This window comes from Litoribrevibacter albus (assembly GCF_030159995.1).
Taxonomy (GTDB): Bacteria; Pseudomonadota; Gammaproteobacteria; order Pseudomonadales; family Litoribrevibacteraceae; genus Litoribrevibacter; species Litoribrevibacter albus.
Genome location: NZ_BSNM01000014.1, coordinates 55,621 through 81,941, shown reverse-complemented (window position 1 = coordinate 81,941; position 26,321 = coordinate 55,621). Strand labels below are relative to the sequence as shown.

Here is a 26,321-nt window from a genome sequence, read left to right as displayed (position 1 = left end):
AAACACAAAAAAGGTGGCCACGGGCCACCTTTTTATGATTATTGCTATTGGAGCTACGACGAGCAGCTAACTTGTAACCCACAACCCCATTCCGGAGTATTTTGGGCATACGCATCATTCTCAAACTGCTCTTCATAGGGTCGGGATAAAATATCCAGCAATACATTTACTTCCGAGAAATCATTTTTCTCAGCCTTATCAATTGCTATTTGAGCCAGGTAGTTTCTTAAAATATATTTGGGATTTGATGCCTTAGCAGTAACCATTCGAACTTGAGGGCAATATTTTTCATCCTCCAGTCGTGATTGATACTTGCCGAGCCATTGAGACAAACTATCAGAAGAATCCTCAGAGCAATCAGTCAAAGCCATAAAATCAGCGCCCGACAAACCTCTAAAGAAGTTTGTGTAATCCATCTGATTTTGGTGCAAAGCAGCCAATAATTCCTGAACTAAAGAAGCATCCCGCTCATCTTCTTCCTGAAAACCCAACTTGCTCCGCATTTCAGCCAGATAGTAGTTTCCAAACATAGACGGATATTCATTTAATATCTGTTTTATCGCAGCTTCCGGGAGAAGATTAGAAAGCGCTTGACCAAGACAGGCACAATTCCAGTAACTAATATTTGGCTGTTGATTGAAGGCATATCGACCTGAGTGATCTGAATGATTACAAACGTGGGCAGGATTAAACGCTTCCATAAACCCAAACGGTCCATAGTCAAAGGTCTCTCCAAGAATCGACATATTGTCGGTATTCATAACACCATGACAGAAACCAACCGCCTGCCATTTCGCGACCATCTTTGCTGTTCGCTCCAACACCTGACGATAAAAGGCCACATAACCATCTTCATCAATGCTTAAAAGAGGGAAATAACGAAGAATCGTATAATTCAGCAATTCTTGAAGCTGTTGTTTCTGACCTGTGTAGTAAAAATATTCAAACGAACCAAAACGAATATGAGACTTCGCCACCCGACAAACCATGGCAGAAGGCTCGACCCTCTCCCGAATAATCTGGTCGTCGCCTTTCACTAAGGATAAAGCACGGGTGGTAGGGATATTCAAAGCTGCCATCGCTTCTGAACAAAGAAATTCACGAATGCTAGAGCGCAATACAGCTCGCCCATCACCCATTCGGGAATAAGGCGTTAGCCCTGCGCCCTTCAAGTGAAGATCATATAAGTCATCGCCTTCACCTTTAATTTCGCCAAGCAGAATCCCTCGCCCATCCCCCAACTGTGGGTTGTAAACACCAAATTGATGCCCTGAGTAGATCATCGAAAGCGGATTACTTCCTTGAAGAACTGAATTACCTGACAGCACCTTCAAGTCTTCAGATTTCACATTAGATTGATCAAGCTTCAATAAATTGGCCGTCGAATTACTTAAAGCCACCCAGTTAGGATTACTAATTCCTGATGGCTTAAGCTCTGTAAAAAAGCTCGTTCCCAATTGATGAAAATCAGACTGTATTTGGGACGACGATAAAGAACCGGCTTGAATCTTGGACACAAAGAATACCTGGAGAAGTTACTCAACCACCAATGTATAAGGAGGAAGACTGTTAATCAATGCCTGACCATATCGCTGAGTGACGATTCGTCGATCCATAAGGGTTATTCGCCCTGAGTCTTGTTCAGTTCGAAGAAGCCGCCCACATGCCTGAACCAGCTTAACCGAAGCGTCTGCGACAGAAATATGAAAGAACGGGTTAATTTTCTTAGACTCCAACCATTCAGCCAGGGTTTTCCCAACTGGGTCGTCTGGCACAGCAAAGGGAATTCGGGCAATAACTACATGCGTACAATAATCCCCAGGTAAATCTACACCTTCAGCCAAACTCGCCAATCCTACCAAGACACTTGGCAACCCCAGATCGACGCGCTGCTTGTGCCGCTTTATGAGTTCTTGCTTACTCATCTCGCCTTGAATCAGGCACTTTTCACGATAGGTTGACGGAACAATACTCATCACATTCTGAAGCTGACGACGTGAAGAAAAGAGAATCAAGCTTCCTTTATCATTCTTAGTAAGATCCGGAAGGCGAAGAGCTATATCATCGGAGTGTTGTTGTTCTTGGCTTGGCAAAGATCTCAAATTAGGCACGACCAACTGTGCACTTTGCCAATTAAACGGACTCATCACCTGCTCCGTCACAGCATTATCAAACAATCCTGCATTGGCTTTAAAGCGGTCAAAGGACCCTAAAGCAGTTAAAGTTGCAGATGTCACTACTGCGCCAAAACAACGCTGCCACAAGAAAACTTTTAAATCTTCACTTGCCTGAATAGGACTGGTATTGATTTGATAATCAATCTGATGATTGTAATCTGTAACATCGATCCATCTTGCTACAGGTAGGTAATTCTCAGCAGGAGAAGCACAATATCGCACCCAGAGTAGCTGCCTGCGCTCAACCTCCGTCGTGACCATAGACAGCCAAGCTTGGAGCTGTTCCAGCTCTGCCTTTTCTGTATGGTCTTTATCTTCCAGCTCATCATCAACCAGATCATAAAGTTTATTAAATTGAGTCAGTAATCGACTGTATAACAATTTAACCTGTTCTGCGTGCTCTCTTAGGGTTTGATGAACCTCCCCAAGTTCAAATCGAATCCGCGCAACGGCTTTATCGTGCTCACTGTCTGTAAGGTTCTCTCGAGGTAAGCCCTCAGAATGGTCAAGAAGATTAAAATGTTGTTGTAGATATTCCGACAACTCAGAATGAATGATTGGAATAATCCGGCATAGCTCAGCAATGGATGTACTCGCAAGTGTCTGAGGAACCCGCCCCAGCACCCGGTCAAGTTGTTTGTGCCACAAACGACTCTCATTCAGACCAACTTGAGACGAAAAGTGATTAATGGCCTTATCAGGCAGATGATGTCCTTCATCAAACACATACAAGGTACTTTCAGGCGCAGGAAGCACATAACCCCCTCCAAGACTTAGATCTGAAAGCACCAGGTCATGGTTTGCAACAATCACATCACACTTTTCAAGGGATTGTCGTGCCTCAAAAAATGGGCACTGACTGTACATCGGGCACTTTCGCCCTGAACAATGATGCTGATCTGTAGTTACTTTGACTCTTACCTCATCTGACAAGTCATCCGGCCAATCATCCAAATCTCCAGACCATTCTTTAGATTCAAAGGCTTGAGCAAGCTCATCCAGCAGCGGAATCAAGGCCTGATCTGTTTGCTGATCCAGCTCATCTTCAAAAAGAAAGGTGTTTTGCTGATTCTGACTGGGAGAAAGGGCCAATTGTAAATTGGCAGGACACATATAACGGCGACGCCCTTTCGCCAATGCAAAGCTAAAGTCCAGTCCAGAGTTCTTTTGAACATCAGGTAGGTCTTTTAACACAATCTGCTCTTGGAGCGCGACTGTAGCCGTCGAGATAACGATACGCTTATCATAAGACTTGGCAATCGGTATTACGGATAAAAGATAGGCAACGGTCTTCCCTGTACCTGTTCCCGCTTCTACCACGGCAACATAGGGATTAGTGCCAACCCTTAAATCTTTTTCACCTATCTGAATATTACCTAGGGTTCTGGCCAGTACAGCAATCATCTGTTTCTGACCATGACGAGGCTTAAGTTCTTTTTTGTTCAGGAATTGACGATAAGCGCCCTGAATCGCACCTTTTAGCGCATCATTTAACATTAGAAGGGAACTAAAAATAGAATACTGTATATTTAAACACTATCTTATCCCATTCCAGTCTTCGAATGAAGAGATATAAAACAGATTACCCTCTAAATCCAACACCACACCATCTTCTGTAATCGTATGAACACTCACAGCTCTACTGATCCGATCACCTTCTTTGTACTTAACCCCTTCCAGACGAATAGATCTGGATTCAGGACGGGATGAATACAAATGGCCTGAAAATCTAATAGGAGGAATCATTGCTTGTTGGTCACGGCTAAGATCCATAATTCGCGGGAGTTTCTCAGCCTCAGCCTGACTGTAATGGTTTGAGTTCACCGATTTAGAATGACCAGCAGAAGGTTTAATGACTTGAGGCTCCTGAAGCCCGTCTAACAATTGCTCACGAAGATTTACAGTATTAGGTGCCGAAGCAGATTCAGACGCATTGATCACTTCATACTTTGGTGCCCGCTGTTCCATTTGTACATCTTTATAGCGTTCCGCCAGTGACATCTCTTTATCCTGGGAGCCAATCGGAGAGATATCTTCTGAGCCTAAGCTGTCACTACCACTTAACCTGTCTTTTGGCTTCGGGCGAATTACATCTGCGTCTGAGTATTCGAAGCCAACCTGGTATTCAGGAGTCTGAGATTCAAAAGAACGCTCTGCACTTGTCTGGTTAGGGGCTAAGTATTTCTCAGGAAGCTGAACTCCATCCTGTGAAGGTATTGCTCTAGGCAACGGACGCTCCTCCACGAAACGTTCCTCAACTACCGCTTCGTCTAATCGCGGCTTCACCTCAGCAGAGAGATCTTTCGAAGGATTATTACCCAGAAGAGTAGGAATTTGCTCTTGCTTATCAGCACTGACTATTTCATCTTTAAAAATGAACAAAAAAGCTAATACATTGATCGACAATACAATGGCGACTGCAATCCAAACCCAAGGATTGCCTTGAGTTTCAGAGCCAGACTGAGGATCCATAGTACCTACAGAAAATGAAGTGACTGCTTCCTGATTTCTTCGCTCTTGCTCAGATTTTCGTAATGCATCAAGAATGTAAGACATTAACCTTGGGCTCCTATAACTTTTAACTCTGAATCCAAGATGTCGGATGACTCAATGTTTTCATATGGTTTATCGGCTGGTTCTGATTCAACGGAAGAAGCAGGCTGAGCATGAACCAGCGAACTTGGTTTTGGCGACTGCAACACCGGAGCCTGTCCGCTGACTTCGTTCAACAACATGATAGTTTCTGGCCCTATCACACCATCGCTCGTAACACCCATATCAGTCTGAAATTGTCGTACCAGACCAGACAACGCTTCATCATATAACATCCGCCCATTACTACCGGTCAGTAATTCTCTTACTTGATGGATATAGTCATGAGCATCCCCTGGCTTGAGCAAAGGCATATTCTGAGAAGGAGCAAGCCATAAGAAGTCCAACTGACCAGTCCATAGCTGTTCAAATACTGATTGTTCGATGGAGAGTGATTGACCATCCTCATTTAAAACGACTAAGCGAATGGCATTATCCTCGTGAACCAAGCGCTCTATAAACAACAATCTTGTCCGGCCTTGATAGTACAACGTCGCAACTGAAGGACGATTAATTCGGACTAGCCTATCCCACGTAATATTTCTGGATTTACATGTCAAAAGAGTCTTCGACAGATCATCACATAACTGTTGCTTGCTACCTGAAATACCATTAATACCCCAGGATTTAGCTAACGCCGTATATGCAGAGGCGTTAAACAACTCATCCAAGTCAGGCATTGCTGGCACTACAGTTTCAGCCTTTATAACAGGTTCGACTACAGAAGGAACAACAACAGTCTTAACGGAACCTTCATCTGAGAAAACAGAGGGATAAAAAAGCCAGGTTAACACCAAACAGAATTGAATCACCAAAACAAAAGAACCTACTCCCCAGATCCAGCCTGAATAAGCAGCATTACTTTTTGCTGACTCACGCTGTTCGCCAAGGACCTCTTTGGCTGCTTGTTTCAATGTCTGAGTTGTAACCGTTGAGCCATTACTACTGTACACCCCAAGCAACGCACGATCACAAATCAGGTTAATTAATCTAGGAACCCCGCCACTGGCTTTCTCAATAATTTTTGATGTGCTCAGGGGAAACAACGCCATCCGACACCCGGCAACAGCCAAGCGATGCTGCACATAAGGAATGATGTCCTTACGATCTAACTGCCCCATGTGAAAACGAGCAGTCACTCTTTGAGACAACTGTCGTAGCTCAGGTTTAGCCAAAATATCCAATAACTCAGGCTGGCCCAGCAGAATTATCTGCAATAACTTTTTCTGATCAGTTTCTAAATTAGTCAGCAACCTTAGTTGCTCTAGCACTTCGACTGAAAGATTCTGAGCCTCATCAATCAGGAGAACCGTACTCTTGCCTTTCGCATGATTGGTTAATAATCGATGAGTAATAACATCCGTAAGCGACTTAATCGATCGATCATCCTGCACCCTTGGGATGCCTAAATCATCGCACATGGTTTCAAGAAGCTCTAATGAGGTTTGCTTCGGATTCACAATGTATGCAACATCAATGGAATCATCGAGCTGCTTCAAGAAACAACGACATACTGTCGTTTTTCCTGTCCCTACTTCACCCGTTAACAGTATGAATCCACCCTCTTGATTCACCCCATACATCAGATGAGCCAGCGCTTCTTTATGCTGTTCACTCATATAAAGATATCGCGGGTCAGGTGCAATAGAAAAAGGACGATCAGTTAAACCAAAATATTCGTTGTACATGAGGGCTACTTTGAGAGTGTAAATAAAACAAAAAAGCAGACTTAGCATAAGCCAAGTCTGCTTTCGTGTCTAAATTAAGGCATAAAGGAATTAGTTTGCAGGCGTTCCGAAAAGACTTAAATCTACCGGTAAAACCTGGATAGTTCCATCCGTGTAACGAACTTCCCAATCCTCGCCATCTGAACAAGAGCGGTAGTTTTCATCGGTAACAACTAACTCATAATTACCTGTTTCACCATTCAGTTGACGCTCAATCTTAGAACCAATAATCGGAGTTGCATTCAAATCAGCATAAAGTCCACTATTAAAACAGAACTCATCATCACTTCCTGCAGCCGGAGTATTACAACTGTATAGTCGGCCTGCGCCACCACCGTATGAGCCTAGATTTTCACAGTCATCATAACTCATCAATGAAGATCTGGAGCTAAGATTGTCTTCCGTACCAGCACTTTCGGCAAACAATAAACTATGGTTATTTGAAAGCTCACCGAAACCTATGTAGTTGAAAGAACGCCCCATATAGCTTCCAGTTTCACTACTAGAACTCGTTTTATAGAAATCAACATCCGCAGTAACACTTCCGTTTGTATAAGTCACGCTACATAGTCTCGCGTCATCTTTCTCATTCTTGGTGGTAGATGACAGTTCTGATCTCTGCTTAGTCAGAGTCATGCTATAGACCAAGTCTCTCGCGCCACCTGAACTTGGTAAAGTCACTTCAATGTCATTAAAGTCATAATCATCAGAAGTGTTCTGATTAAATAAGATTGAGTAAGTTACCGGAAGAAAATCACAATCATTTTCACCCCATACATTTTCAAGGTAGTTTGGATCAAACGAGCCAAAACCCTCTGCCCCATACAACTCACCTTGAACATTTTCCTGGTTCAATACCGCATACAAGAAACTCACAGGCCAGGTATCACCGACATTATTGCCTTGACCTGACACAGTTAAACGAAACTTAGATGGAGATGGATTGGTTAAGCTATAAATACCAAACTGCAAGAACACAAAGGCACGATCATCAACTCTTGGAACAGTAAATTCTTCTGTATCAGTATAAGTATCATTAAATCTGGTTATGGTGTCAGCTACATGTTCCATAGAAAACACTAACTGCCCCTCAATCGAGATTCGACCAAGATCGGTACTGTATCTTGGTGCATTTTCGATTTGAGCCAGTTTAATATCACCCCAGGCAAAAGAAGATCTAACTACCGACGACTCAAGACCTGTAAATACAGAGTCAACCTGAATACTTACAGCAACATCTTCTTCAAAATTAAGAGTTAAACCTTTGTTGAACGCTGCAAATTGGACACCGGCGCCATCATCTTCTATATCAAAACGATATACACGATCATCTTCTTCACCCTCAGGCGGGTTATCAGGCATCACACCATCTTCGTTGGTAGTTTCACGGTAGGTAAAAGTAAAATCAAACGTAGTATTCAGGAACTGACCTTCAACAGTATATCTACTGCCTGATTTAGAAAGCACAGCCTCGACATCGTTTCCGTCAGAGTCTTGGGAGGTTAAGGTCAAATCACTTCCATCCCATGAAGTGTTTTGAATTTGGGCTAATGCTGCACTCAAAACCAAAGTAAAATCATTACCTAATGTTTCCATATAGCCCAACGACTCACTTGCTCCTGCCTTCACACTTTCCATCATAAACTCAAATTTACTATACGCAGGCGTACTAGGAGCGACCTCATCTGAATACCAATCCATAAAATCAAACAGATAAGATTTTGCATCAGCAACATCAGAAGCAATCAGATCTAAAATATCTTGAGATACTGTTTCTTCTGTTAAAGTGTTAGCAGGCTGATTATTAATATCTGTTTGTATTTCAGTAAGCGTATTTTTTGCTGAGTCCGATACAAAGCCAGAAACCTGAGAATCTGAAGTTATGCTCTGAGCTAAAGAGAAAATGGACTGTAGATCTTGATCATCTGCACCAGAATAACGATACACCATTTGCCCGCCATTCGATAAATAGACAGAAGTCAACGAAGCAAAACCACGACCCAAAGTGGTAGCAACACCAGTTTCAGGGCGCGAAGCAGTAGTAACAATAGCCGCATTCACAGAGGACAAAAGCCACGTACTATCATTTGTTACATTAGAACTTAGGTTAGATACATCAACTAGGTCATGCGTGAGAAAATCAATACCATCCAGCTGAAAAACCTTAGCAATCTTGTCATAGATAGCTAACGCCACATTTTCACTGTACCCACCACCAACATTTAGGATTTCCGAAGCTGCCAGCGTCGTTAGTGCTGAAACGTTCGCAGTTTGAGAACGAACACTACTTGAATTTGAAAGAAGAGGAACAACCGAGCGCAATTCAAAATCAATAGGAAGTAATTCACCAAAGTCTACGACATCACCGGTTTCAGGGTGTATACAACCAGAGATTGGGTCATCACAGCGATATTGTCCCACATAATAGAAGTCATCAATGGACACATAGGTGCCATCTGTATCTCTACAGCCGTTATTATCCTCATCATATTCAGAACTTGAAGAGGAGCACTTAGCAACACCCACTTGAACCACAATAGTTCGGTTCCGGAAGTCATCACCATCAAGAATTACAGAAAACTTGCCAGACAAATCGGTGTAAAGATTATCTTCGATACCTTCGACATTAGGAGTAGATGGAATGGTACCGGATGATTGAGAGGCACGATAAACATTTACAGGTGCACCAATCACTGTACCTTTGATCACCTCTCCAGACAAAGTGATATCAGGCTTAGGACCAATCGAATCGCCACTGCCGCTATCACAACCTGATAAGAGAGTTAATGCAGACAAAATACTGAATAAAGAAACAATTTTTTTATTCTTTTTTAAAGAAAATGGGGATGCCACAGAGCCACCTACAAAAATATAGAAGGGATTAGAGGTTGTATTCTAAACCGTACCCTACTGAAGTTTCAGTTATCAAACAATGTTTTAAAGGAACATTTACGGGGAATTTACATAAGAAGCAGCCATAGTTCACAAAACAATCAGTAAAACCATGGCCAATCTGTTGGATTATTTATTTAGATACTGGTTCCAAGCGTTTAAAAGTTCTGACAAGGCCTGAGCCTGTTCTCTCAGGGCTTCCAGCTCTTCCTGACAATCTTTCACACCCGTATACAGTTTTATATCTTTCAGCTTAGTTACCAGTGGGCTGTCGGGATGCGACATTCGGTACATTTCCAGCTTCCAGCGAGCACTGTGACACGCCATTCGATAAAACGCTAACTTAACGCCCAAACTTACTAATTCATGATTGAATAAGTCACCGAATAATTCTGAATTCAATGATAACAAAATGACTTCATGACAGTTTTCATCAGCTGCGATGGTAGCTGCACGCTCATCATTGTTAATCATTGCGAAAGTACCGAAGCTTTCGCCTGGCGAAATATAGTTCACCTTTTCTTCAGGTTTTACAGCTTCACCCGAGTACACTTCGAGTTGTCCCTTTAGCAGGAAATAGATCGAAGAATCTATATCCCCTTTATAAATAACAACCTCACCAGGTGATGCTTTATAGATTCGAGCCAACGACAGTAAGATCTGATATTGCTCTTCGCCGAGTTTCTTAACTTCATTAAAAAATGAAACACCCATTAGCAAACGTCTTAGCTGATCATCATCCATATCAATCTCGATCAACATTGAAAACTCCTAACGCTTTGTTGTTATCTTGTTAATTGTCTTGCCATAAGCATAACTTAATATTAAGTTTTAGGAACCTAAGATATAAATCTTATACACACTTGGGATAAGATTTATCTAAGAAACGCATACGAATGGGAATTTCGCGATGTATCTAATCAAAACATTCGACCTAGAAATCCAATGCACTAATCTGGAGGAGCTGAAGGCAAAACTTGCTGATCTGTGTGGCCAGTCAGTAAGCATTCAATACCCATCAGACGGCGGAGATATTGATAATTTATTTGTTCATATTATGGAAGATGGAACAGTTGTCGAAACTTACAACAAACAAAGAACTGTTGATTTAAACAACCTGCACTTATAAGACACCAAATACGTTATGGATAACTTTGTCTGCCGGGAGTTCTGCTCACCGCTTCTCGAAGACCATCATAAATCGAGCACAACTCATCTGGCAGTCATAGCTCATCAAGACGATGCAGAAATAGTTGGCTATTCCGGCATACAAGCCAGTTTCCAAAGAACCGATTCATGGTTCAGCAGTATCACATTGACTAATGGAAGCGGAGCTTCTCGTGGCGGTCGATATCAAAACGCCTCTAATGATGCCCTATCCTTAATACGTCAACATGAGCAAGAGAAAGCAGCACTTTTGGGTGAATATGCATTTTGTCAGCAGTGGCTATGCAGTAGTCAAACATTAAAAGACCAACGCAACCTGGCTGTTCAACAACTTACAAATGAGTTAGATCAGATTCGCCCCTCCACCATCTACACACACAATCCATTTGATAAACATGGCACCCACATCACCGTCTTAACGATAGTTTTGGATGCATTAAAGTCTGTCATACAAACCAATCCTAGCTACCAGCCTAAAGTCTACGGTGTTGAAGTATGGGGAAGCTTAGACTGGTTACCCAATCAATTCAGAATCGAGTTAGATTGTTCACCCATGCCCAATTTGGAGCAAGCACTGATCGGCCTATACGACTCACAAATTGATGGTAATAAAGGATATGACACAGCCGTCTTAGGCAGACGACAGGCCAATGCCACCTTCTCGGACAGTCACACAGAAGATCAAGCACGTTCAGTCAATCTGGCCCTGGATTTAAGCCCTATTACCCAAGGCATAATCAGTCTCAATGACTTGACAGACGAAATTTTAAAGACTCACTTCGAAGAATCTAAACTCAGAATTCAGTCTATCGTGTCATCTTCTTAACAAAAACCACCACGAACAAAGCCATCGTAAAACTGCCTGTAAACGCTTCTAATGCAGCCATGATCTTGGATGGACCGACGGGTGTAAAATCTCCATAGCCAAGGGTAGTAAAAGTAACCACGGAGTAATACAGACAGTTCCCAAAGGCCAGTACATTATCTTTGAAGGACGAATTTAAACTGGCCTCCACCATTCCGTGCGCGCCAGAAATACCTAGAAAGAAATACGAGATCGCACAAAACAAGATCAAGACCATTGAGAAAATAACTACATTGAGCGGTTTCTCTCCATATCCACAGAATGCATCCACCATTTTGGACACTAGACGATCAAATGAATATTGCGGCATTTGATAGCGACGAACCACCATTTCACGATGAAAAAAATACCCCGCCGTCTGAAATAGTCCCTGCTTTTCACAATTCTTCCGAATATTTCTGTAGATTTCCTCAGCTTCCTGACAATGATCCCTAGCTAATGCTACTTCACCTTCACTAAAGGCCTCTTTTGCTTTGACTTCCTGACAACTAAAATCACCCCACTGAATATTCTCAAGCCTGCACTTGCTGATATCCACGCCTAATAAATTACACCCAATTAGATTGGCACAATGAAGGTTGGAAAAACTGAGATTCGCTTTCATGAGCGAACTGCCACTAAAATCGATGGCAAAAAGATGGGCATTATTCAGATTAGCTCGGTAAAGGTCAGCATCCCGAATCGTATAACCATTCTTGGAACCAGGTTTCACCAGGTTAATGTGAGATAGGTCGACTCGCTTTAGCTGGAAGCCATCCATCGACCGTCCCGACTTTGCCCAAGCTTCTAACTCTTCCTTGATATCATCCTTTGACTTATCTACAACGGGGTCATGCCAATAACAAAAAGGGGAATCTCCATTACACTCCGTATCACATTGATTACCCTCACGATAACGATAAATACAGGACTTTGAACTCTGGTTCATAAGAGGTATTCCAAAGGAAGATTGTTACGCAATAACTGGTTATAATTCGCAGCCATTTAACCAGTATAGACACTTGTCATGAGAGCGAACGAACAGGAAAAATTAATGGCTAATTCTCTCAAAGATCTGATCCACCGACTGCACTACAGTCTACCCACCGCGCGTCTTATCGAATCCGCGATGCCATTAACACCCTGGTTAAAATTATGGCTTTTGGATGACTCAAACATGGATCGACCATTTAGTCCGGAAGAAGTCAGAGTCATATGGGAAGCGCCACCCTACTGGTGTTTTTGCTGGGCCAGTGGCCAAATCATGGCGCAATATATTGAGCAAAACCCCGAAGTCGTTAAAGACAAAGTAGTCGTAGATTTTGGTGCAGGTTCAGGCATTGCAGCTATAGCGGCTGCCAAATTCGGAGCAAAGCGAGTTATCGCTTGTGATATTGATGACGATGCAATCATCAGCTGCAAAGCCAATGCAGAGTTAAACAATATTCAAATAGAATACAGTTCAGACTTCTTTGAACTAATCCAACAAGAAAATGACATTGATTTGATCCTTGCTGCAGATGTGCTCTACGACCGGGACAATATCCCTTTGCTGACGGAGCTGAGAAAGAACTGCAAATCAATCCTAATGGCCGACTCACGTGTAAAAAACCTGGACGTTGATGGCTATTCTTCATTCGCAGAGGGACATGCAGAAACACTTCCCCCTCTTGAACGATTCGATGAGTTCAAACACGTTATCATCTACGCTGCTAACGGCTTGAAAGACTAGTTAATGTATTCATGGGCTCAAAGAAACATGCACCGAGAGTAAGCTTACCTAGTTTACTCGCCTTCCAATCCACACATCCGATTAGGTGGATTGAGTTTTCAAGCAGCTCTTTAAAATAGCCGCCAGTTTTTCGCTTCCCATTTCCCTAGCCAAACGAATATTCCGCTCAGGAATTTCTTCGGGATGAGTAATATTCGCCAAGACCTTCTCCATCGAAGCTTCACGAATAATGTGCAGCGTAGGATAAGGAGAACGGTTAGTGTAATTAGCAGGATCGGTTACAGGCTCTCCGTCAAAACAATACTCAGGGTGAAAGTGAGCCAACTGGTAAATACCTTCGTAGCCTTCATCAACCAAAAGCTTCTCAGCAAAATTTAGAAAATCGAGAAAATCATCAAACTCATCCAACAAGCCAGTAAATACAACCAACGTGGTTTCAACACCATCATGCTGATCGAGATATTTGAACTCCTGTAGCAACTTGTCTAATGCATCGAAAAAGCCCTCATTGGTTCTATCTGAGTAGCTTAAAACCTGATAACGAATACTGTTCCTAACCACTTCCCGTTTAGCGAAAGGGCAAAAGTTAAATCCAACAATGACCTCTTCAACCCATTGTCGGGTAGCTTGTTCAATTTCTGGAATAGATGCCTTCATTTCTGATACTTCATGCAAAAATTTTCCGCATTCTATCCCATTAGGAAAGTGGATGGTTAGTCTCGATTAGAAGCTAAAGCAATTGACATGTCAGACAATCCAGTTAGGATGCGAACTCCTCCATATGGAATGCAGTAATAGGAAAAGTATTAATGATGAGAAATTTTTGGGCCATTTTTGCGGTTATATTTGCCTTCACTTTTATCCTCGCTCCAGCGGATGCTGAGGCCAAAAAGCTTGGTGGCGGTAAATCGTTCGGTAAGCTATTCAGTACAGCACCAGCCAAAAAACCTCTAGCGGACAATAAAAATAACTCTTCACAAACTGCTAATAAAACAAACACTCAGAACAACACAGCCAACAAACCCCGCAAAGGATTAATGGGCGGACTTCTAGGCGGACTACTTGCAGGTGGCCTCATCGCAGCACTACTCGGCGGGGCATTTGAAGGTATTCAATTCATGGACATTCTGATTATCGCACTGCTGGCTTTTGTGGGTTATCGCCTGTTCAAAGCGATGTCACAGAGCAAAGCCTCATCGATGAATCGAGCCGCTTATGCCGGAAATTCAACTCTCAACCCACAAGATACTACTCAACATTTTGAATCAACGGCTTCTTTTGGTGGGACAAGTGCTAAAACAACAGATAGCAACTCTGAAGAAGTGCCTCTGGACTTACCTCCTGGTTTCGATCTGAATGGTTTCTTAAGTGGTGCATGTGACCACTATCGCACCTTGCAGGAAGCCTGGAATAAAGCAGATTCAGATACGATCAGAGAATATACCAGCCCTAACCTGGCTGAAGATCTCATTGCAGAAAGAAGCCAATTAGACGGTGACCAGCATACTGAAGTGATGTATGTAGATGCGGACTTGGTACGTGCTCATCAGGTGTTCGGCACAGCTCAAGTAAGTATTAAGTTCTCGGGGCGTTATAGAGACTCAGTTGAAAATGTCGAGGAAGATATTTCTGATATTTGGCATTTGGAACGCGACCTAAAAGAACCAAATGCACCTTGGTACATCATTGGTATCGAAAATTAATTTTACTCAGATTCCAGACTCGAAAAACCATTAAAAACTGCCTTCCCATGAAGGCAGTTTTTTTATCCGAATGCTAACCAGATACCGACACCAATCATTAACGTTCCCGCCAAACGATTAATTACCTTCACGTTATCAGCACTTTGCAATAAATGACTGACCGTTTTACCACCTGCGGCATATAGCATCAAACAAATAAGTTCTAGCAATAAGATCAAACTTAACAACACTACAAGCTGTGGCGCCATGTCTCGGTTAACATCAATAAACGGTGGCAATAACGCCACAAAGAAAGCCCATCCCTTGGGGTTCGCAACCGCTGTCACAAACCCTTGAACGGCCAGTTCACGGCGACTGACATCAAAGCTATGTGAGCCATCATGATTCAGCGCCATCTTTCCTTTCGATTGCCATAGCTGCAATCCTAAGTACCCCAAATAACCACCACCAAGATACTTAAAGACATCGAACACCATTGGATAATTCAGCATAATCGCCGCAACCCCGATGACGGAGAGCGTGGCAACCAACCCTACACCAATCAATTCCCCACTCATCATCCACATGGTTCGTCTGACACCAATGGTCATCCCCATCGTCATTGCCAAAGTCATGCACATACCAGGAGTCACTGAGACAAAGAAAAAGGTTGGAATAAATACAGCCAACACAGTGAGACTGATGAAATTAAGGTCCATGAATTATCCTGAAAATCGTTATTCTTTATGTTGCGTGGTATTGAAGGTGTAGCCCGCCACCGTGCCATTGCTATTAAAACGAATCACCAAATCTTTGGTTGCTGCCGGTTTAAACGCACTGTATTTGTAAAGCCCGTAGGTCCAAGTAGTTTGACCACTCTCAGAGCCCACTCGCCAAGGTGAACCAAACATCTGTTTCACATCGACTTTAGTTGTCTTGTTGATTTCAATTTGTTGAATATTATTCTCCGTAAACTCTTTACCTACGGTAGCGCAAGCAGATAGCCAGGCAGCCATCAAAACCAACATAAAACCTTTTGATATAGAACGTACAGTTAACAGCATCTCTTCTTATTCCTTACTAAAGACCTGCCCAAACAGGAATTATTGACTAAACAATCACCTTTTAAAAGCATACAAGTGATTAATGAGTGTTGTACTGAGAAACCGAGCGTTTGAGAAAGTTCAACACATCTCTTCGAATCTCTGGTGACGCCAAAACTTCTGAGACAGAGGCGACAGACAACAGCCAATTTCGAAGCTGTATCGTTCTACGAACACCGGCTCTTAACATCGCACCACCGTCACTTAACGGTTCAATAATCTGATCCATACTGATCGGAGATTCCGTCAAATCTTCAATCAGACGATCATTTCCTGGCAATACTTTCAGCTCCAGCTGATGAACCGCCTCATCATTAGCATCGATATAAACATCCATGTTGCCAGCCTTCAGGTATTCATCCATTGAAAAGCCTTCCGGGAGTACCAGAGAAGAAGTCTCAAGCCAAACCGAATCAATCTTATGAATCAAGAAACGACGACACGAGGCTATCTCATTAGAATCACCGTTCTTTATCGCAATGAGGTACAACTTAGGTAACAAAATGGCCACACCCAATGGATTCACTCGATAACGCTTTCCGCGATACTCAAATCCAATCTGCTTGCGCTGAATGATGGCTCTGTAGATCGTATCCAGATGAGTCATATCAAATTGTGCCGCTTGCAAGCTTTGGCCTCGCTGATAAAACTCGATTGAGTCTTTAAATCGACTGAAATCTTTTGGCGACAAGCCTCGTCCACTGTGACTCAAGCGCATTTCTGCCGCAGAAAACAGACGCGACAATTCCTTATGAGTATTCCTTGGTAATAAGTCAGAGAGGTGCTTTTGTGTCATCGCGAAAGCAATCGCCATATTCTGTGGCATTTTTTCGAAGTCGTAAGTCAAATCATTGTAAGGATCCAGCCGCCATTTGATTGAACGCCCCTCACCTTTGATTCTTTCCAGGCCAAACTCATTATCAGGAATGCCTTCCTCATCCTCTTCTCCCAGCAGAAAGATAAGATCCCGTTGCACCATACGCATCAAAGTTTTATGCGGAAGCTCATCATCGAGATAACCTTCATTCACCAAGAAGGTCAGAATCTCTTCTGTAGCAAGGAAAGCACGCTGTGTACGCAATAATTCTAAAATTGATATTCGCCGTAAAAAAGTTTTCATAACACCCTTAATGGCGACACTATCTGTCGCTTCAGTCCGTAAACTTAATCCTATCAACTAAGAACGACACATATCAAACGCAATACAAGACAAAGATCGATAGGAGAAAGTTTATGTACAGAGTCAATGCATTCACTCGAAAAGGCACTAAATTCCGCTTTCGCGTACAGGGAGACAACATTCTTGACGTGCAAGATAAGGTACACCAGATGTTCCGTACCTTGGATATGAGATTAGTACTTGTGGAACCAGTTAAGAATTAATATGACGTATCAAATAAACAACTGACCTAACACTGAATTCAGAGCGCAACAAAATTACAGAGTTCGGTCAGTTGTTCTCACATGCTGTATTTAATGCTTCTTCAAGCCAAGCAGACATTGCCTCTCGATCAAGAGGACGACTTAAATGATAACCCTGTATCTTGTCACACTTCATTGACGTTAATAAATCCAGAACCTCTTGCGTTTCAACACCTTCCGCAACAAGGTCATATCCTAGGTTATGAGCCATATCGATAGAAGTTTGAACGATCACCCGATCACTTTCTGAACTTAAAATATCCGTTATCAAAGAACGGTCCAGCTTAATTTCTGTGGCAGGCAAACGTTTAAGATATGAGAGAGATGAATAACCCGCGCCAAAGTCATCGATTGATAAGTTAATCCCGGTATCTGTGAGCGCATTTAACGCAACAATGCCAGATTCCGGATCTTCCATCACCGCTGTTTCTGTAAGCTCAAGAATGACTTTATTGGCAGGGATCTGGTATTCACTTAACTTTGAAGTTAAGTAACCTGGTAAATCAGACTCCGATAGGTTTCGTGCGGAGATATTAATGGATATATCTCCTTCATAGCCCTCTGCCCTGAACTGGACAAAATCCGACAACGCCCTATTAATAACCCATCGGGTTAATTGGGAAATGACCCCTGTCTCTTCAGCAAGCAGAATAAACTCATCAGGCGGAATAAAACCTAACTGTTGATGATTCCAACGAATCAAAGCTTCCATACCGACAACTCGACCGGTTGTAGATGCTAATTTGGGTTGATAGAAAAGCTCAAGGCGATCATCGGCAAGATCCTGACGCAAATTGGACATCAATGTCAGACGACCTTCGTGATAGATGTCCTGTTCTTTCGAATAAAAGCTAATGCCGTGTTTATTCTTCTTGTTTGTTTCCATGCTAACAATGGCATTTCGAATCAATGATTCAGCGTTGTCACCGTCTTCAGGATAACGAGCCGCACCAAACTTGGGATTAAGATCAAGGCTTAATCCACCAAACTCAAACGGCTTACGCAACATACCTAAGAACTGCAAGTGTTGCTTAGGATGCTTTATAACCTCTTTATGATTTAACAACACACCGAAGGTATCCCCAGAGAAGTTACACAACCGGTGCGTGCTATCCGGGGTGCGTTCCAGTGCTAATAAGCCCGGTAAGCTGGTTAATTCCCTACAATAGAAATCCGCGAGCGCTTGCAGTAATGACTCGCCGGTAGAAAGCCCCAGGGTTTGACTGATTTCCATATAACGATCAATACGAATCAGCAAAACTATGAACTCTCCATCTGATTCAGACATAATCCGCTCATTGAAGGCCATTTCAAACAGGCTGCGATTTGGCAGCTTAGTTACAGGGTCATGAAGCATGGCTTGCACCAGCGCTTCCTGAGAATCCCGTTTCTGCTTGGCCTGTTCTATGCTCGCTAACTGAGCCGAAATTTTTGCTTCTCTTTCGTAATAAATCCTATAAGCCAGGGCAATCATCAGAATTACGGCTTCCGCCCCGGAACCTATCTGCATACCGTAGTGAGAGATAAAGGTTTCGGGAATAACACCTAAGAAACGCATAAACGTCAGAATGCTTCCTAAGGTCAGCATTGACCATGCAAAAGTAAACATTGCCCCCGCTCGGATTCCAGAGAACCAAACGATTGGGCCAGCTAAGAGCAGAATGATGAAGAATGGGCCGGAAATGATGGCAGATAAGCGAATTGCATAGTCATAACTCAATACAAAGGACGCCAGCAAATTAACAAACTCAATCCCCGCCATAAATTTCAGACACATATCGAGCTTTGGAGCGTGTTTTGAAGAAGACAAAAAGTCACGGGCAAAAAGCAGCGAAAACAGAGACATCATCGGCAAGGCCGTTAACAGCAGCTGATTGCTCGCCTCCGGCCATTGAGGAAAAAGGAACTGGTTTGCATACCCTCTCATGCATGCAAAAAATAAGATATAACCAGTATTTGCCAAGGCATAGTACAGATAGATACGTTCTCGTAGCATTGAGAAAATCGCAAAATTCAACAGAACAACGATGAACATTCCACCAAAGTAGAAAAGATAAAAACTGGTCGCATTGGAACTGTATTCGTAAAAGTGCTTTTCTTGCCAAAGCTCTAGCGGAAACACCAAGGTACCTTGTGACCGAACTCTGATATAAATCCGGTCAACAGAACCTTCTTCCTGAGGCAATCGGAATACAAAGCTGGGATGATAGATTTCTCGATTTGAAAATGGCCGGAGATCCCCGACTTTACTGCTTTTTACAATTTCATTCCCATCCATCAGATAGAAATCAAGGTAATCAAGTAACGGATAATTGACCGTTAATAGCGTTTTGGACGGCTCATACATGCCGTTTTTCACATCCAGTCTCAGCCAAAACGTTGAATGCGTAAAGCCGAAATTCCCGCCCCCCTTCTCAACGGTCGTCCACATGTCATTATCAGTACCAATGACATCCCATAGATTTAATTGGGAATCAGGATCTTCAATATATTGGAAACTAGAATCAATAACCTGGGATTCTTGAAGATAGATATTAAGAGGCACTTCAGAAAGATCAGTTTCAGAAGTCGATGAGGCTTTGGCTGATGAAATGGCAAAAAATAGCATAAGCCAAAGTGAAAAAAGTCGCGAGAACGGCATAAATGTCTATTGCATGTTTTTTTATTGTTATCTTTAAACTTATATCTCAAGTTAGGACATGAGTATAGAGCCTATCAACTCTTTTCCTTAACCAAACACAACAAAGAACATTATGATACAAACTGTTACTTAACCCGAAGCAATGCTGCTTCGGGCTAACTGCCTTAGCCCGATACCCGGTTATGCTCTAAACATCGATTTAGTGATGCATGAAACGCGACATTTTTCTTTCTTTAAAATCTGAAAGCTTTTCAAGTTTTTGCTTTTGTTCATCTGTTAGCACATCTCGAACTGCCGCCATGATCTCAGCCTTTTTCAGTATATCCTCTTTGACATCCCTAGCCGCTTTATCAGCAATGGCATTTAGTTCGGACTGATCCGCACCATTTTTCACCGCCTCTCTCAACTCTCGCATAACGTCCCTATGTTCCTTACGTGGTGAGCCCGATTTCATGTTCTTTTCAATAATGGGACGGACCTGAGCAATCTGCTCATCCGTTAGATCCAGCATCAAACTCATATGCTCGAATTTCTGCATAGGATCATGATGTCTTCCGCCATCAAAGTCCTCACCCATCCCTCCTCGAAACGCCAATACAGGAACACTTAGAGTTAATACACCAGCCAGTAAAATTGCTTTTGTTGCCTTTTTCATAAATCACCTTTAAAGAAATTAACTTGAGTCAGCAATATCGGCTTTCGGTTATCGCCAACGATTGAATCCAGTCTAATTCTCACAAGTGTTAATGTGGGTCAAAAGCAGGTAAAGAAAATGTAAAGTATGTGCAAAGATCGAGGGTTTTATTTTTTGACTATATCAGAAGACCAAGCAGTGAACCCTTCTCTTCTATTGGTATCAGAGCAATATGAGAGACATGTTAACGTTAAGATAGGTAAAGCCAGTCACTGAATCATTCTGATTATGGCTACACTAGAAGTTTTAGACCAAACGACAACCGTCTCACTCTTTTAAAAAAGTAATAACAGATAAAAGTAATAACAGATAAGTACTATGACAAACATTTTACTCGTCGATGATGACATCACCTTGAATGAACTGCTTGCAAATTACCTCTCTAATCAAGGGTTTGATGTTGAGAGCGCATATAACGGAAAAGAAGCGTTAGCAAAGCTATCGTCCTTTAAACCGGAATTAATGGTGCTGGATATTATGATGCCCATCATGGACGGTCTGGACACATTAAAAGAAGTCAGGAAGTCGTCGGAACTTCCGGTGTTAATGCTCACGGCTAAAACGGAAGACATCGATCGTATTATTGGTCTGGAAATGGGCGCCGACGATTACCTTGCAAAACCCTGTAATCCTCGCGAACTGGTGGCTCGAATCAAAGCCATTTTAAGAAGAAGTCAGTCCGTGATAAAAGAGCAAGCAGATCAGACAACCAACGCCTCATCAGAGAATCTGACCATGGCAGGGTTAAGCATCAACCCCGCACGATACGAAGCTTACTATCATGATAATCTCATTCAACTCACCGGAGCTGAATTCAAACTACTGCAGGTCTTTATGAGTTCACCAGGGCGTATTTTAAGCAAAGAACAACTGACTCTGGATGTACTGAATAGACCCCTGGAAATGTATGATCGGGCTATAGACGTTCACGTGAGTAACTTGCGAAAGAAACTTGCACGAGAAGATTTACCTTCGGATCTCATCGCAAATATCCGAGGCCAGGGCTATCTGTTCAAAGAAGAACTGCTCTCAGATTCCACTCTTTAAACGAATCAATACATCATGCGCACTCTGTTCGGTAAAATCTTTCTGTCTTTTTGGATCATGATGATTGTAATGATCATCATAACGGCAGTAGTTCTTCGCCTCTCTCGACCTCAATCCAATGAGCTGCCACCACCGCTATCCAAAGCTGTGGTAAAAGCTGAAATGGCGTATCAACGACACGGGGAAGCAGGCTTAATAAACTGGGCTCAAAGAATTAACCGGCGAATCCATCCACATAGAGTTTATGTTTTATCTGAAAAATCGGATCTGTTAAATCGCCCTATTCCGCCACAAATTCTCGACATAGCAGAGAAAATTTCAGAAGAACAAAAGACAATAGGCCAAAAACACGGGCGTAATGTCTACTTTGGGTATTATTTGACAGACTATCAGGGCAAAGGCTACAGACTGATCTTTGATCATCCACCCAGACCCGGTGAATTCTTCCGACACATTGTCGATCACTTTTGGTTGGTCATACTCCTTGTCGCGGGTTTTACAGGCTGCTTCTCCTACTTATTAGCAAGAAACCTCACTCGCCCTATCAAAGCAATGCAAGAGGCCACCAACGCACTGGCAGATGGCGACCTGGATATTCAGATATCAGGACAATTCCAAAACCGTAAAGATGAGATTGCTGTTTTAGCCTGTGATTTTGATCGTATGACGAAACAACTGAAACACGCCTACAATCATCAAAATCGATTGATTCAGGATATGTCACATGAATTAAGAGCACCTATTAGCCGAATGCAAGTGGCGTTAGCGTTGCTTGAAAGCGAACAAGTCTTTGAATCCCAAGCGGCGCAACAGCTATTCGAACGAATTCAGACTGAGATCAATCAGTTTGACCAAATCATCAAACAAACTCTTTCGCTACCACTCTTCGAACAGGAAAAACATCCGAAACTTGAAACCCGGGAAAATGTCCAAACCACGCTAAAAGCGTTAATTGACGACTTACAGTTTGAAACCCAGAGCGAACTCAATATTGCCCTTGAAACCATTCCGCCTGAGGGTGAGTTTTTTGTGTATTCAAAAGACAACTGGCTCAGCACCATCTTCCGGAACCTGATCAGCAATGCATTGCAGTACCGGACGGCCGGATCATCGGTTAACATCGTACTCACAAAAACTAAGCAACAACTAAAGATCTCTGTTAGTAATGAAATATCGGAAATAGCCGAGCAACCAAATCTAAATGAAGAGCAGCTTGAAGATATATTCGAGCCTTTTTATCGAGCTGACCAGGCAAGAACACCCGGAACCACTAATCTGGGCTTAGGCTTATCCATAGTGAAAGGTCTGACAATTCGATTGGGAGGACAAGTGCATGCGGAGACGGTTCAGCAAAATGGGCAACGGACCAGTTTTATAGTGACGGTGGAACTACCAATGGCAGTCACCAAGTAATTTCAGAGCGACTTATACGGTATCGAGCTGAAAGTGACTGAAAAACGAGTGGTTGAAATAAACCGAGCTTGAGGCAAGAAAGGCGGGTGACAAAGACTTTGGATAAGAAACTTTAAGAAACGCTTCGGATCTTGGCACAAAGCCAAGACCCTAAAGCTTTTGGGCTTACCCTTTAACTTTCCAATTAACCGTTTGACCGGCAAAGAAAGGCACAATCGGGTTGCCGTTTGGTAGAGTGATTTCCTCTGGAATAGTCCACTCTTCTTTCACCAAGGTAACAGTACCCTGGTTGCGAGGCAAACCGTAGAAATCAGGGCCATAATGGCTCGCAAAGCCTTCTAGCTTCTCAATAACACCTAATTCCTCGAATACCTGAGCATACAGTTCCAGCGCAGACCAAGCACTGTAACAACCTGCACAACCACATGCAGACTCTTTACGATGTTTTTCGTGAGGTGCTGAGTCCGTACCCAGGAAGAACTTGTTTGAACCTTTCGCAACTACTTCACGCAAGGCTTGTTGGTGAATATTACGCTTCAGAACCGGCAAGCAGAAATTATGTGGACGAATGCCACCCACTAACAAATCATTACGGTTCAAAAGTAAGTGTTGTGGCGTGATTGTCGCCGCAACCAGATCAGACGCAGCTTCCACAAACTGAGCAGCATCTTTCGTAGTAATGTGTTCGAACACCACTTTCAACTGAGGAAAACGTTCGGTAATGGGTTGCATATGACGATCAATAAATTCTTTCTCACGATCGAAAATATCAATGTGGTTATCCGTCACTTCACCATGAACCAAAAGCAGCATGCCTTCTTCAGCCATGGTTTCAAAGATTGGGTACAACCCCTCCAGCGCACTAACCGCCGCGTCTGAATTAGTTGTCGCGCCAGCAGGATAGAGTTTCGCAGCAATCACACCACGTTTTTTTGCCTCACGAATATCGTCAGCTGTTGTAGAGTTTGTAAGATACAACGTCATCAAAGGCTCAAAGTCACTGCCTTCAGGTCTCGCAGCTAAAATGCGTTGACGATACTCATCTGCCATATCAGCAGTCGTTACAGGCGGAACCAGATTTGGCATCACAATCGCGCGTTTAAAGCAGCGTGCTGTCGCAGGAACAGTCTCTTTAAGCATGTCACCATCACGGAAATGTAGGTGCCAATCGTCTGGGGTTTGGATAGTAATTTCGTTCATAACCGTCCTAATAAAAAAGCATCATCGTTACTAATTCGCATTATGCCCTACTTTGCCCCCAAGATCATTTTCTTCAATAAAAGTGAACATTTGGGCCATTCACTACCAAGCACCCGCTTGGTAGTATCCTTTACACTACGTAGACGTATAAAAAGTAGTATACAAAACTGACAGACAAAGGAAGTAGGTAATGAGCTTCAACAGCGTATTAAAACCAGGAATTTTTAATGGTCAGCATTTCATTGTAACTGGTGGCGGAAGTGGTATTGGACGGTGTACAGCTCACGAGATAGCTTCCTTGGGTGGGAGTGTCAGCCTAATAGGACGAAACATCGAGAAACTTGAAAAAGTTTGCTCCGAGATTGAAGAAGACGGCGGAAACGCAGACTTCTTCCAGTGCGATATTCGAGAAGAAGAAACCGTTGCGGACGTGGTCGCAAATGTACTGTCAAAACACCACAAAATTGATGGTCTGATCAATAATGCAGGTGGTCAATACCCTGGCCCAGCCATGACCATCAAACAAAAAGGATTTGAAGCCGTAGTTAAAACCAACATGATGGGCGGTTTTCTTTTTGCCCGTGAAGTGTTTAACCAGAGCATGTCAAAAACCGGTGGTGCCATCGTCAACATTACGGCTGACATGTGGGGCGGAATGCCGGGAATGATTCACTCAGGCGCGGCACGTGCCGGTATGGATAACATAACCAAAACATTGGCGTTTGAGTGGGGTCACAAAGGTGTGAGAGTCAATTCAATCGCCCCGGGCTGGATTATTTCCAGTGGAATGGACACCTACGATGGCGCTTTCAAAGCCATTATTCCCAAACTGAAAGACGCGGTTCCAATGAAACGCATGGGCACAGAATCTGAAATCAGTGGCATGATTTGTTTTCTCCTCTCTCCTGCCGCATCGTTCATCAATGGCACATCCATTCGGATAGATGGCGGCGCATCCTTAGGGAATCGAGTGTGGCCCTTACCTAACGCAAAAAACTGCGAACCCTTCGAAGGCTTTCATCGTGCAGAAACGCCCGATATTTTCAAAGACGATTAGTTATTCATGAACAAGTCATTCCTCAGGAACAAGTTGCTTCTGGATGACGAGTATTTTTCAGGAACTCGTAGTTTTCAGGGATGAACCATAGCCAGGGATTGGCTTTTCCTCTACTCTGGGAAGTAAGTGTCTGATATTTGATGATAAGAGGAACCGAACGTTGGATGTCAGAGAAAGTAATAGATTGAAGGATGCAACATCATGACAGACCAACTCCCCCCTTTATTAGATGCAGATCGAGAGCAACTCAAAGCGTTTCTATGTCACAGTGACAGACCTAACGGAACGCTGAACTACCCGCAATTTATTGGTCTGTTGTACGGCATTCTCTCCGCCCCTGCGTTTCTCTCCACCGAAGAATGGCTTCCTATTGTATTCAACGGCGAGTCTGCCAATGCTGAAAAGCAAACTGAAATGCAAAAAATCATTCTGAATATGGTTCAGCATTACAAAGAAGCGTTTGATGATTTGATGTCTGGTTCGTGTAACCCCGCAGTGAACCTGACTTGGTCTGAATCAGCACCAACTCGTATCGAGCTAGAACACTTCTGCCAGGGATTCATTACCGCTTTTACCTCTATTGAAGGGCTATGGAAAACTACCATAGACAAGTTTAACAATCTGGATGAAAGCTTCCGGGGAGACTTAAATCTTGAGGACCAGGTGTATTCCATCTTGGGATTGATTTCCACGCTTGCTACACCAGAACTTAATGCGGAGCGATCAGAAAACCCTCAATTACTGAAAGACAGCCTACCTATATTTGCTCAACAATTACCGGATGCCATTTTTGCATTGGCTCAGATGGGCGGAAAACTTGAAGAACTGTTCCAAACGCTTGAGAGTCAAGAACAAGTAGATGTCTAAACCCTAAATAAATAAGTGCTGAAACACCTAGGGCGACAAGTAATATGGACATCTCTCGTCGGCC

Annotated in this window: 23 protein-coding genes; 9 read left to right on the top strand and 14 right to left on the bottom strand. The window is 43.0% G+C overall.

Translation table 11 applies throughout. The annotated features are described in order from the left end of the window. Positions 1 to 53: 53 nt before the first annotated feature. The 6 genes from QQL66_RS10550 to QQL66_RS10525 form a co-directional block, all read right to left on the bottom strand. Positions 54 to 1,517, bottom strand: coding sequence for a protein adenylyltransferase SelO (locus QQL66_RS10550; RefSeq protein WP_284381277.1), 1,464 nt, complete (start codon positions 1,515 to 1,517; stop codon positions 54 to 56). Positions 1,518 to 1,535: 18 nt separating this feature from the next. After that, positions 1,536 to 3,674 carry an ATP-dependent DNA helicase DinG gene (gene dinG, locus QQL66_RS10545; RefSeq protein ID WP_284381276.1) on the bottom strand — a complete coding sequence of 713 codons (2,139 nt, stop codon included), beginning with the start codon at positions 3,672 to 3,674 and terminating at the stop codon, positions 1,536 to 1,538. Positions 3,675 to 3,713: 39 nt separating this feature from the next. Next, the gene (locus QQL66_RS10540; protein ID WP_284381275.1) at positions 3,714 to 4,733 is read right to left on the bottom strand and encodes a general secretion pathway protein GspB; all 1,020 of its coding nucleotides are present in this window, start codon (positions 4,731 to 4,733) and stop codon (positions 3,714 to 3,716) included. Beyond that, entirely contained in the window at positions 4,733 to 6,457 is a 1,725-nt protein-coding gene (locus QQL66_RS10535; protein ID WP_284381274.1) for an ExeA family protein, read from the bottom strand. Before QQL66_RS10535 ends, QQL66_RS10540 begins: the two co-directional genes overlap by 1 nt. Positions 6,458 to 6,547: 90 nt before the next feature. Next, positions 6,548 to 9,349 (bottom strand): hypothetical protein, encoded by a 2,802-nt coding sequence (locus QQL66_RS10530; RefSeq protein WP_284381273.1) that lies wholly within the window; start codon positions 9,347 to 9,349, stop codon positions 6,548 to 6,550. A gap of 168 nt (positions 9,350 to 9,517) precedes the next feature. Further along, the gene (locus tag QQL66_RS10525) at positions 9,518 to 10,150 is read right to left on the bottom strand and encodes a cyclic nucleotide-binding domain-containing protein (RefSeq protein WP_284381272.1); all 633 of its coding nucleotides are present in this window, start codon (positions 10,148 to 10,150) and stop codon (positions 9,518 to 9,520) included. Positions 10,151 to 10,298: 148 nt separating this feature from the next. Between QQL66_RS10525 and QQL66_RS10520 the strand changes: the two genes are divergently transcribed. Both QQL66_RS10520 and QQL66_RS10515 read left to right on the top strand, forming a co-directional pair. Continuing rightward, complete coding sequence (locus tag QQL66_RS10520; RefSeq protein ID WP_284381271.1) at positions 10,299 to 10,517, top strand: hypothetical protein; 219 nt, start codon at positions 10,299 to 10,301, stop codon at positions 10,515 to 10,517. Between the two features lie 15 nt (positions 10,518 to 10,532). Continuing rightward, positions 10,533 to 11,381, top strand: a complete 849-nt coding sequence (locus QQL66_RS10515; RefSeq protein WP_284381270.1) for a PIG-L deacetylase family protein — start codon at positions 10,533 to 10,535, stop codon at positions 11,379 to 11,381. Here the strand turns inward: QQL66_RS10515 and QQL66_RS10510 are convergent. Continuing rightward, positions 11,362 to 12,348 (bottom strand): ion channel, encoded by a 987-nt coding sequence (locus tag QQL66_RS10510; RefSeq protein WP_284381269.1) that lies wholly within the window; start codon positions 12,346 to 12,348, stop codon positions 11,362 to 11,364. The two genes, QQL66_RS10515 and QQL66_RS10510, sit on opposite strands and share 20 nt — an antisense overlap. Positions 12,349 to 12,453: 105 nt before the next feature. On the opposite strand from QQL66_RS10510, the gene QQL66_RS10505 reads away from it, so the two are divergent. Next, positions 12,454 to 13,131 carry a 50S ribosomal protein L11 methyltransferase gene (locus QQL66_RS10505; RefSeq protein WP_284381268.1) on the top strand — a complete coding sequence of 226 codons (678 nt, stop codon included), beginning with the start codon at positions 12,454 to 12,456 and terminating at the stop codon, positions 13,129 to 13,131. A gap of 81 nt (positions 13,132 to 13,212) precedes the next feature. On the opposite strand, the gene QQL66_RS10500 is transcribed toward QQL66_RS10505, so the two are convergent. Continuing rightward, the gene (locus QQL66_RS10500; RefSeq protein WP_284381267.1) at positions 13,213 to 13,788 is read right to left on the bottom strand and encodes a DUF1415 domain-containing protein; all 576 of its coding nucleotides are present in this window, start codon (positions 13,786 to 13,788) and stop codon (positions 13,213 to 13,215) included. A 152-nt stretch (positions 13,789 to 13,940) separates the two neighbouring features. Here QQL66_RS10500 and QQL66_RS10495 point away from each other — a divergent pair, with 152 nt between their 5' ends. Next, positions 13,941 to 14,834: a Tim44 domain-containing protein gene (locus QQL66_RS10495; RefSeq protein WP_284381266.1), complete on the top strand. Its 894-nt coding sequence runs from the start codon at positions 13,941 to 13,943 to the stop codon at positions 14,832 to 14,834. A 62-nt stretch (positions 14,835 to 14,896) separates the two neighbouring features. Here QQL66_RS10495 and QQL66_RS10490 read toward each other — a convergent pair whose 3' ends face one another. The 3 genes from QQL66_RS10490 to QQL66_RS10480 all read right to left on the bottom strand — a co-directional run bounded on the left by QQL66_RS10490 (position 14,897) and on the right by QQL66_RS10480 (position 17,036). Continuing rightward, positions 14,897 to 15,532 (bottom strand): LysE family translocator, encoded by a 636-nt coding sequence (locus QQL66_RS10490; RefSeq protein WP_284381265.1) that lies wholly within the window; start codon positions 15,530 to 15,532, stop codon positions 14,897 to 14,899. 18 nt (positions 15,533 to 15,550) lie between these two features. Continuing rightward, complete coding sequence (bamE, locus tag QQL66_RS10485) at positions 15,551 to 15,877, bottom strand: outer membrane protein assembly factor BamE domain-containing protein (protein WP_284381264.1); 327 nt, start codon at positions 15,875 to 15,877, stop codon at positions 15,551 to 15,553. A 79-nt stretch (positions 15,878 to 15,956) separates the two neighbouring features. After that, positions 15,957 to 17,036: a helix-turn-helix transcriptional regulator gene (locus tag QQL66_RS10480; RefSeq protein WP_284381263.1), complete on the bottom strand. Its 1,080-nt coding sequence runs from the start codon at positions 17,034 to 17,036 to the stop codon at positions 15,957 to 15,959. Positions 17,037 to 17,149: 113 nt separating this feature from the next. Here QQL66_RS10480 and QQL66_RS10475 point away from each other — a divergent pair, with 113 nt between their 5' ends. Then, positions 17,150 to 17,299 carry a hypothetical protein gene (locus QQL66_RS10475; RefSeq protein ID WP_284381262.1) on the top strand — a complete coding sequence of 50 codons (150 nt, stop codon included), beginning with the start codon at positions 17,150 to 17,152 and terminating at the stop codon, positions 17,297 to 17,299. A 67-nt stretch (positions 17,300 to 17,366) separates the two neighbouring features. Here QQL66_RS10475 and QQL66_RS10470 read toward each other — a convergent pair whose 3' ends face one another. Both QQL66_RS10470 and QQL66_RS10465 read right to left on the bottom strand, forming a co-directional pair. Next, a complete protein-coding gene (locus tag QQL66_RS10470; protein ID WP_284381261.1) occupies positions 17,367 to 19,946 on the bottom strand; it encodes an EAL domain-containing protein in 2,580 nt (859 codons plus the stop codon). A 232-nt stretch (positions 19,947 to 20,178) separates the two neighbouring features. After that, positions 20,179 to 20,634, bottom strand: a complete 456-nt coding sequence (locus QQL66_RS10465; protein ID WP_284381260.1) for a Spy/CpxP family protein refolding chaperone — start codon at positions 20,632 to 20,634, stop codon at positions 20,179 to 20,181. 357 nt (positions 20,635 to 20,991) lie between these two features. Between QQL66_RS10465 and QQL66_RS10460 the strand changes: the two genes are divergently transcribed. Next, the gene (locus QQL66_RS10460; RefSeq protein WP_284381258.1) at positions 20,992 to 21,720 is read left to right on the top strand and encodes a response regulator transcription factor; all 729 of its coding nucleotides are present in this window, start codon (positions 20,992 to 20,994) and stop codon (positions 21,718 to 21,720) included. Between the two features lie 69 nt (positions 21,721 to 21,789). Continuing rightward, on the top strand, positions 21,790 to 23,133 hold the full coding sequence (locus QQL66_RS10455) for a HAMP domain-containing sensor histidine kinase (RefSeq protein ID WP_284381256.1): 1,344 nt from the start codon (positions 21,790 to 21,792) through the stop codon (positions 23,131 to 23,133). A 165-nt stretch (positions 23,134 to 23,298) separates the two neighbouring features. Here QQL66_RS10455 and pyrC read toward each other — a convergent pair whose 3' ends face one another. Next, a complete protein-coding gene (gene pyrC, locus QQL66_RS10450) occupies positions 23,299 to 24,333 on the bottom strand; it encodes a dihydroorotase (protein ID WP_284381254.1) in 1,035 nt (344 codons plus the stop codon). Positions 24,334 to 24,523: 190 nt separating this feature from the next. Here pyrC and QQL66_RS10445 point away from each other — a divergent pair, with 190 nt between their 5' ends. Next, the gene (locus QQL66_RS10445; RefSeq protein WP_284381251.1) at positions 24,524 to 25,390 is read left to right on the top strand and encodes an SDR family oxidoreductase; all 867 of its coding nucleotides are present in this window, start codon (positions 24,524 to 24,526) and stop codon (positions 25,388 to 25,390) included. Between the two features lie 201 nt (positions 25,391 to 25,591). Beyond that, a complete protein-coding gene (locus tag QQL66_RS10440; protein ID WP_284381250.1) occupies positions 25,592 to 26,257 on the top strand; it encodes a UPF0149 family protein in 666 nt (221 codons plus the stop codon). The last annotated feature ends 64 nt before the right edge of the window (positions 26,258 to 26,321 follow it).

What these genes read in the sequence shown, in the direction of transcription:
- dinG (WP_284381276.1), bottom strand. Translation starts at nt 3,674, where the DNA reads ATGTTAAATGATGCGCTAAAAGGTGCGATTCAGGGCGCTTATCGTCAA.
- QQL66_RS10540 (WP_284381275.1), bottom strand. Translation starts at nt 4,733, where the DNA reads ATGTCTTACATTCTTGATGCATTACGAAAATCTGAGCAAGAGCGAAGA.
- QQL66_RS10535 (WP_284381274.1), bottom strand. Translation starts at nt 6,457, where the DNA reads ATGTACAACGAATATTTTGGTTTAACTGATCGTCCTTTTTCTATTGCA.
- QQL66_RS10525 (WP_284381272.1), bottom strand. Translation starts at nt 10,150, where the DNA reads ATGTTGATCGAGATTGATATGGATGATGATCAGCTAAGACGTTTGCTA.
- QQL66_RS10520 (WP_284381271.1), top strand. Translation starts at nt 10,299, where the DNA reads ATGTATCTAATCAAAACATTCGACCTAGAAATCCAATGCACTAATCTG.
- QQL66_RS10515 (WP_284381270.1), top strand. Translation starts at nt 10,533, where the DNA reads ATGGATAACTTTGTCTGCCGGGAGTTCTGCTCACCGCTTCTCGAAGAC.
- QQL66_RS10510 (WP_284381269.1), bottom strand. Translation starts at nt 12,348, where the DNA reads ATGAACCAGAGTTCAAAGTCCTGTATTTATCGTTATCGTGAGGGTAAT.
- QQL66_RS10505 (WP_284381268.1), top strand. Translation starts at nt 12,454, where the DNA reads ATGGCTAATTCTCTCAAAGATCTGATCCACCGACTGCACTACAGTCTA.
- QQL66_RS10500 (WP_284381267.1), bottom strand. Translation starts at nt 13,788, where the DNA reads ATGAAGGCATCTATTCCAGAAATTGAACAAGCTACCCGACAATGGGTT.
- QQL66_RS10495 (WP_284381266.1), top strand. Translation starts at nt 13,941, where the DNA reads ATGATGAGAAATTTTTGGGCCATTTTTGCGGTTATATTTGCCTTCACT.
- QQL66_RS10490 (WP_284381265.1), bottom strand. Translation starts at nt 15,532, where the DNA reads ATGGACCTTAATTTCATCAGTCTCACTGTGTTGGCTGTATTTATTCCA.
- bamE (WP_284381264.1), bottom strand. Translation starts at nt 15,877, where the DNA reads ATGCTGTTAACTGTACGTTCTATATCAAAAGGTTTTATGTTGGTTTTG.
- QQL66_RS10480 (WP_284381263.1), bottom strand. Translation starts at nt 17,036, where the DNA reads ATGAAAACTTTTTTACGGCGAATATCAATTTTAGAATTATTGCGTACA.
- QQL66_RS10475 (WP_284381262.1), top strand. Translation starts at nt 17,150, where the DNA reads ATGTACAGAGTCAATGCATTCACTCGAAAAGGCACTAAATTCCGCTTT.
- QQL66_RS10470 (WP_284381261.1), bottom strand. Translation starts at nt 19,946, where the DNA reads ATGCTATTTTTTGCCATTTCATCAGCCAAAGCCTCATCGACTTCTGAA.
- QQL66_RS10465 (WP_284381260.1), bottom strand. Translation starts at nt 20,634, where the DNA reads ATGAAAAAGGCAACAAAAGCAATTTTACTGGCTGGTGTATTAACTCTA.
- QQL66_RS10460 (WP_284381258.1), top strand. Translation starts at nt 20,992, where the DNA reads ATGACAAACATTTTACTCGTCGATGATGACATCACCTTGAATGAACTG.
- QQL66_RS10455 (WP_284381256.1), top strand. Translation starts at nt 21,790, where the DNA reads ATGATCATCATAACGGCAGTAGTTCTTCGCCTCTCTCGACCTCAATCC.
- pyrC (WP_284381254.1), bottom strand. Translation starts at nt 24,333, where the DNA reads ATGAACGAAATTACTATCCAAACCCCAGACGATTGGCACCTACATTTC.
- QQL66_RS10445 (WP_284381251.1), top strand. Translation starts at nt 24,524, where the DNA reads ATGAGCTTCAACAGCGTATTAAAACCAGGAATTTTTAATGGTCAGCAT.
- QQL66_RS10440 (WP_284381250.1), top strand. Translation starts at nt 25,592, where the DNA reads ATGACAGACCAACTCCCCCCTTTATTAGATGCAGATCGAGAGCAACTC.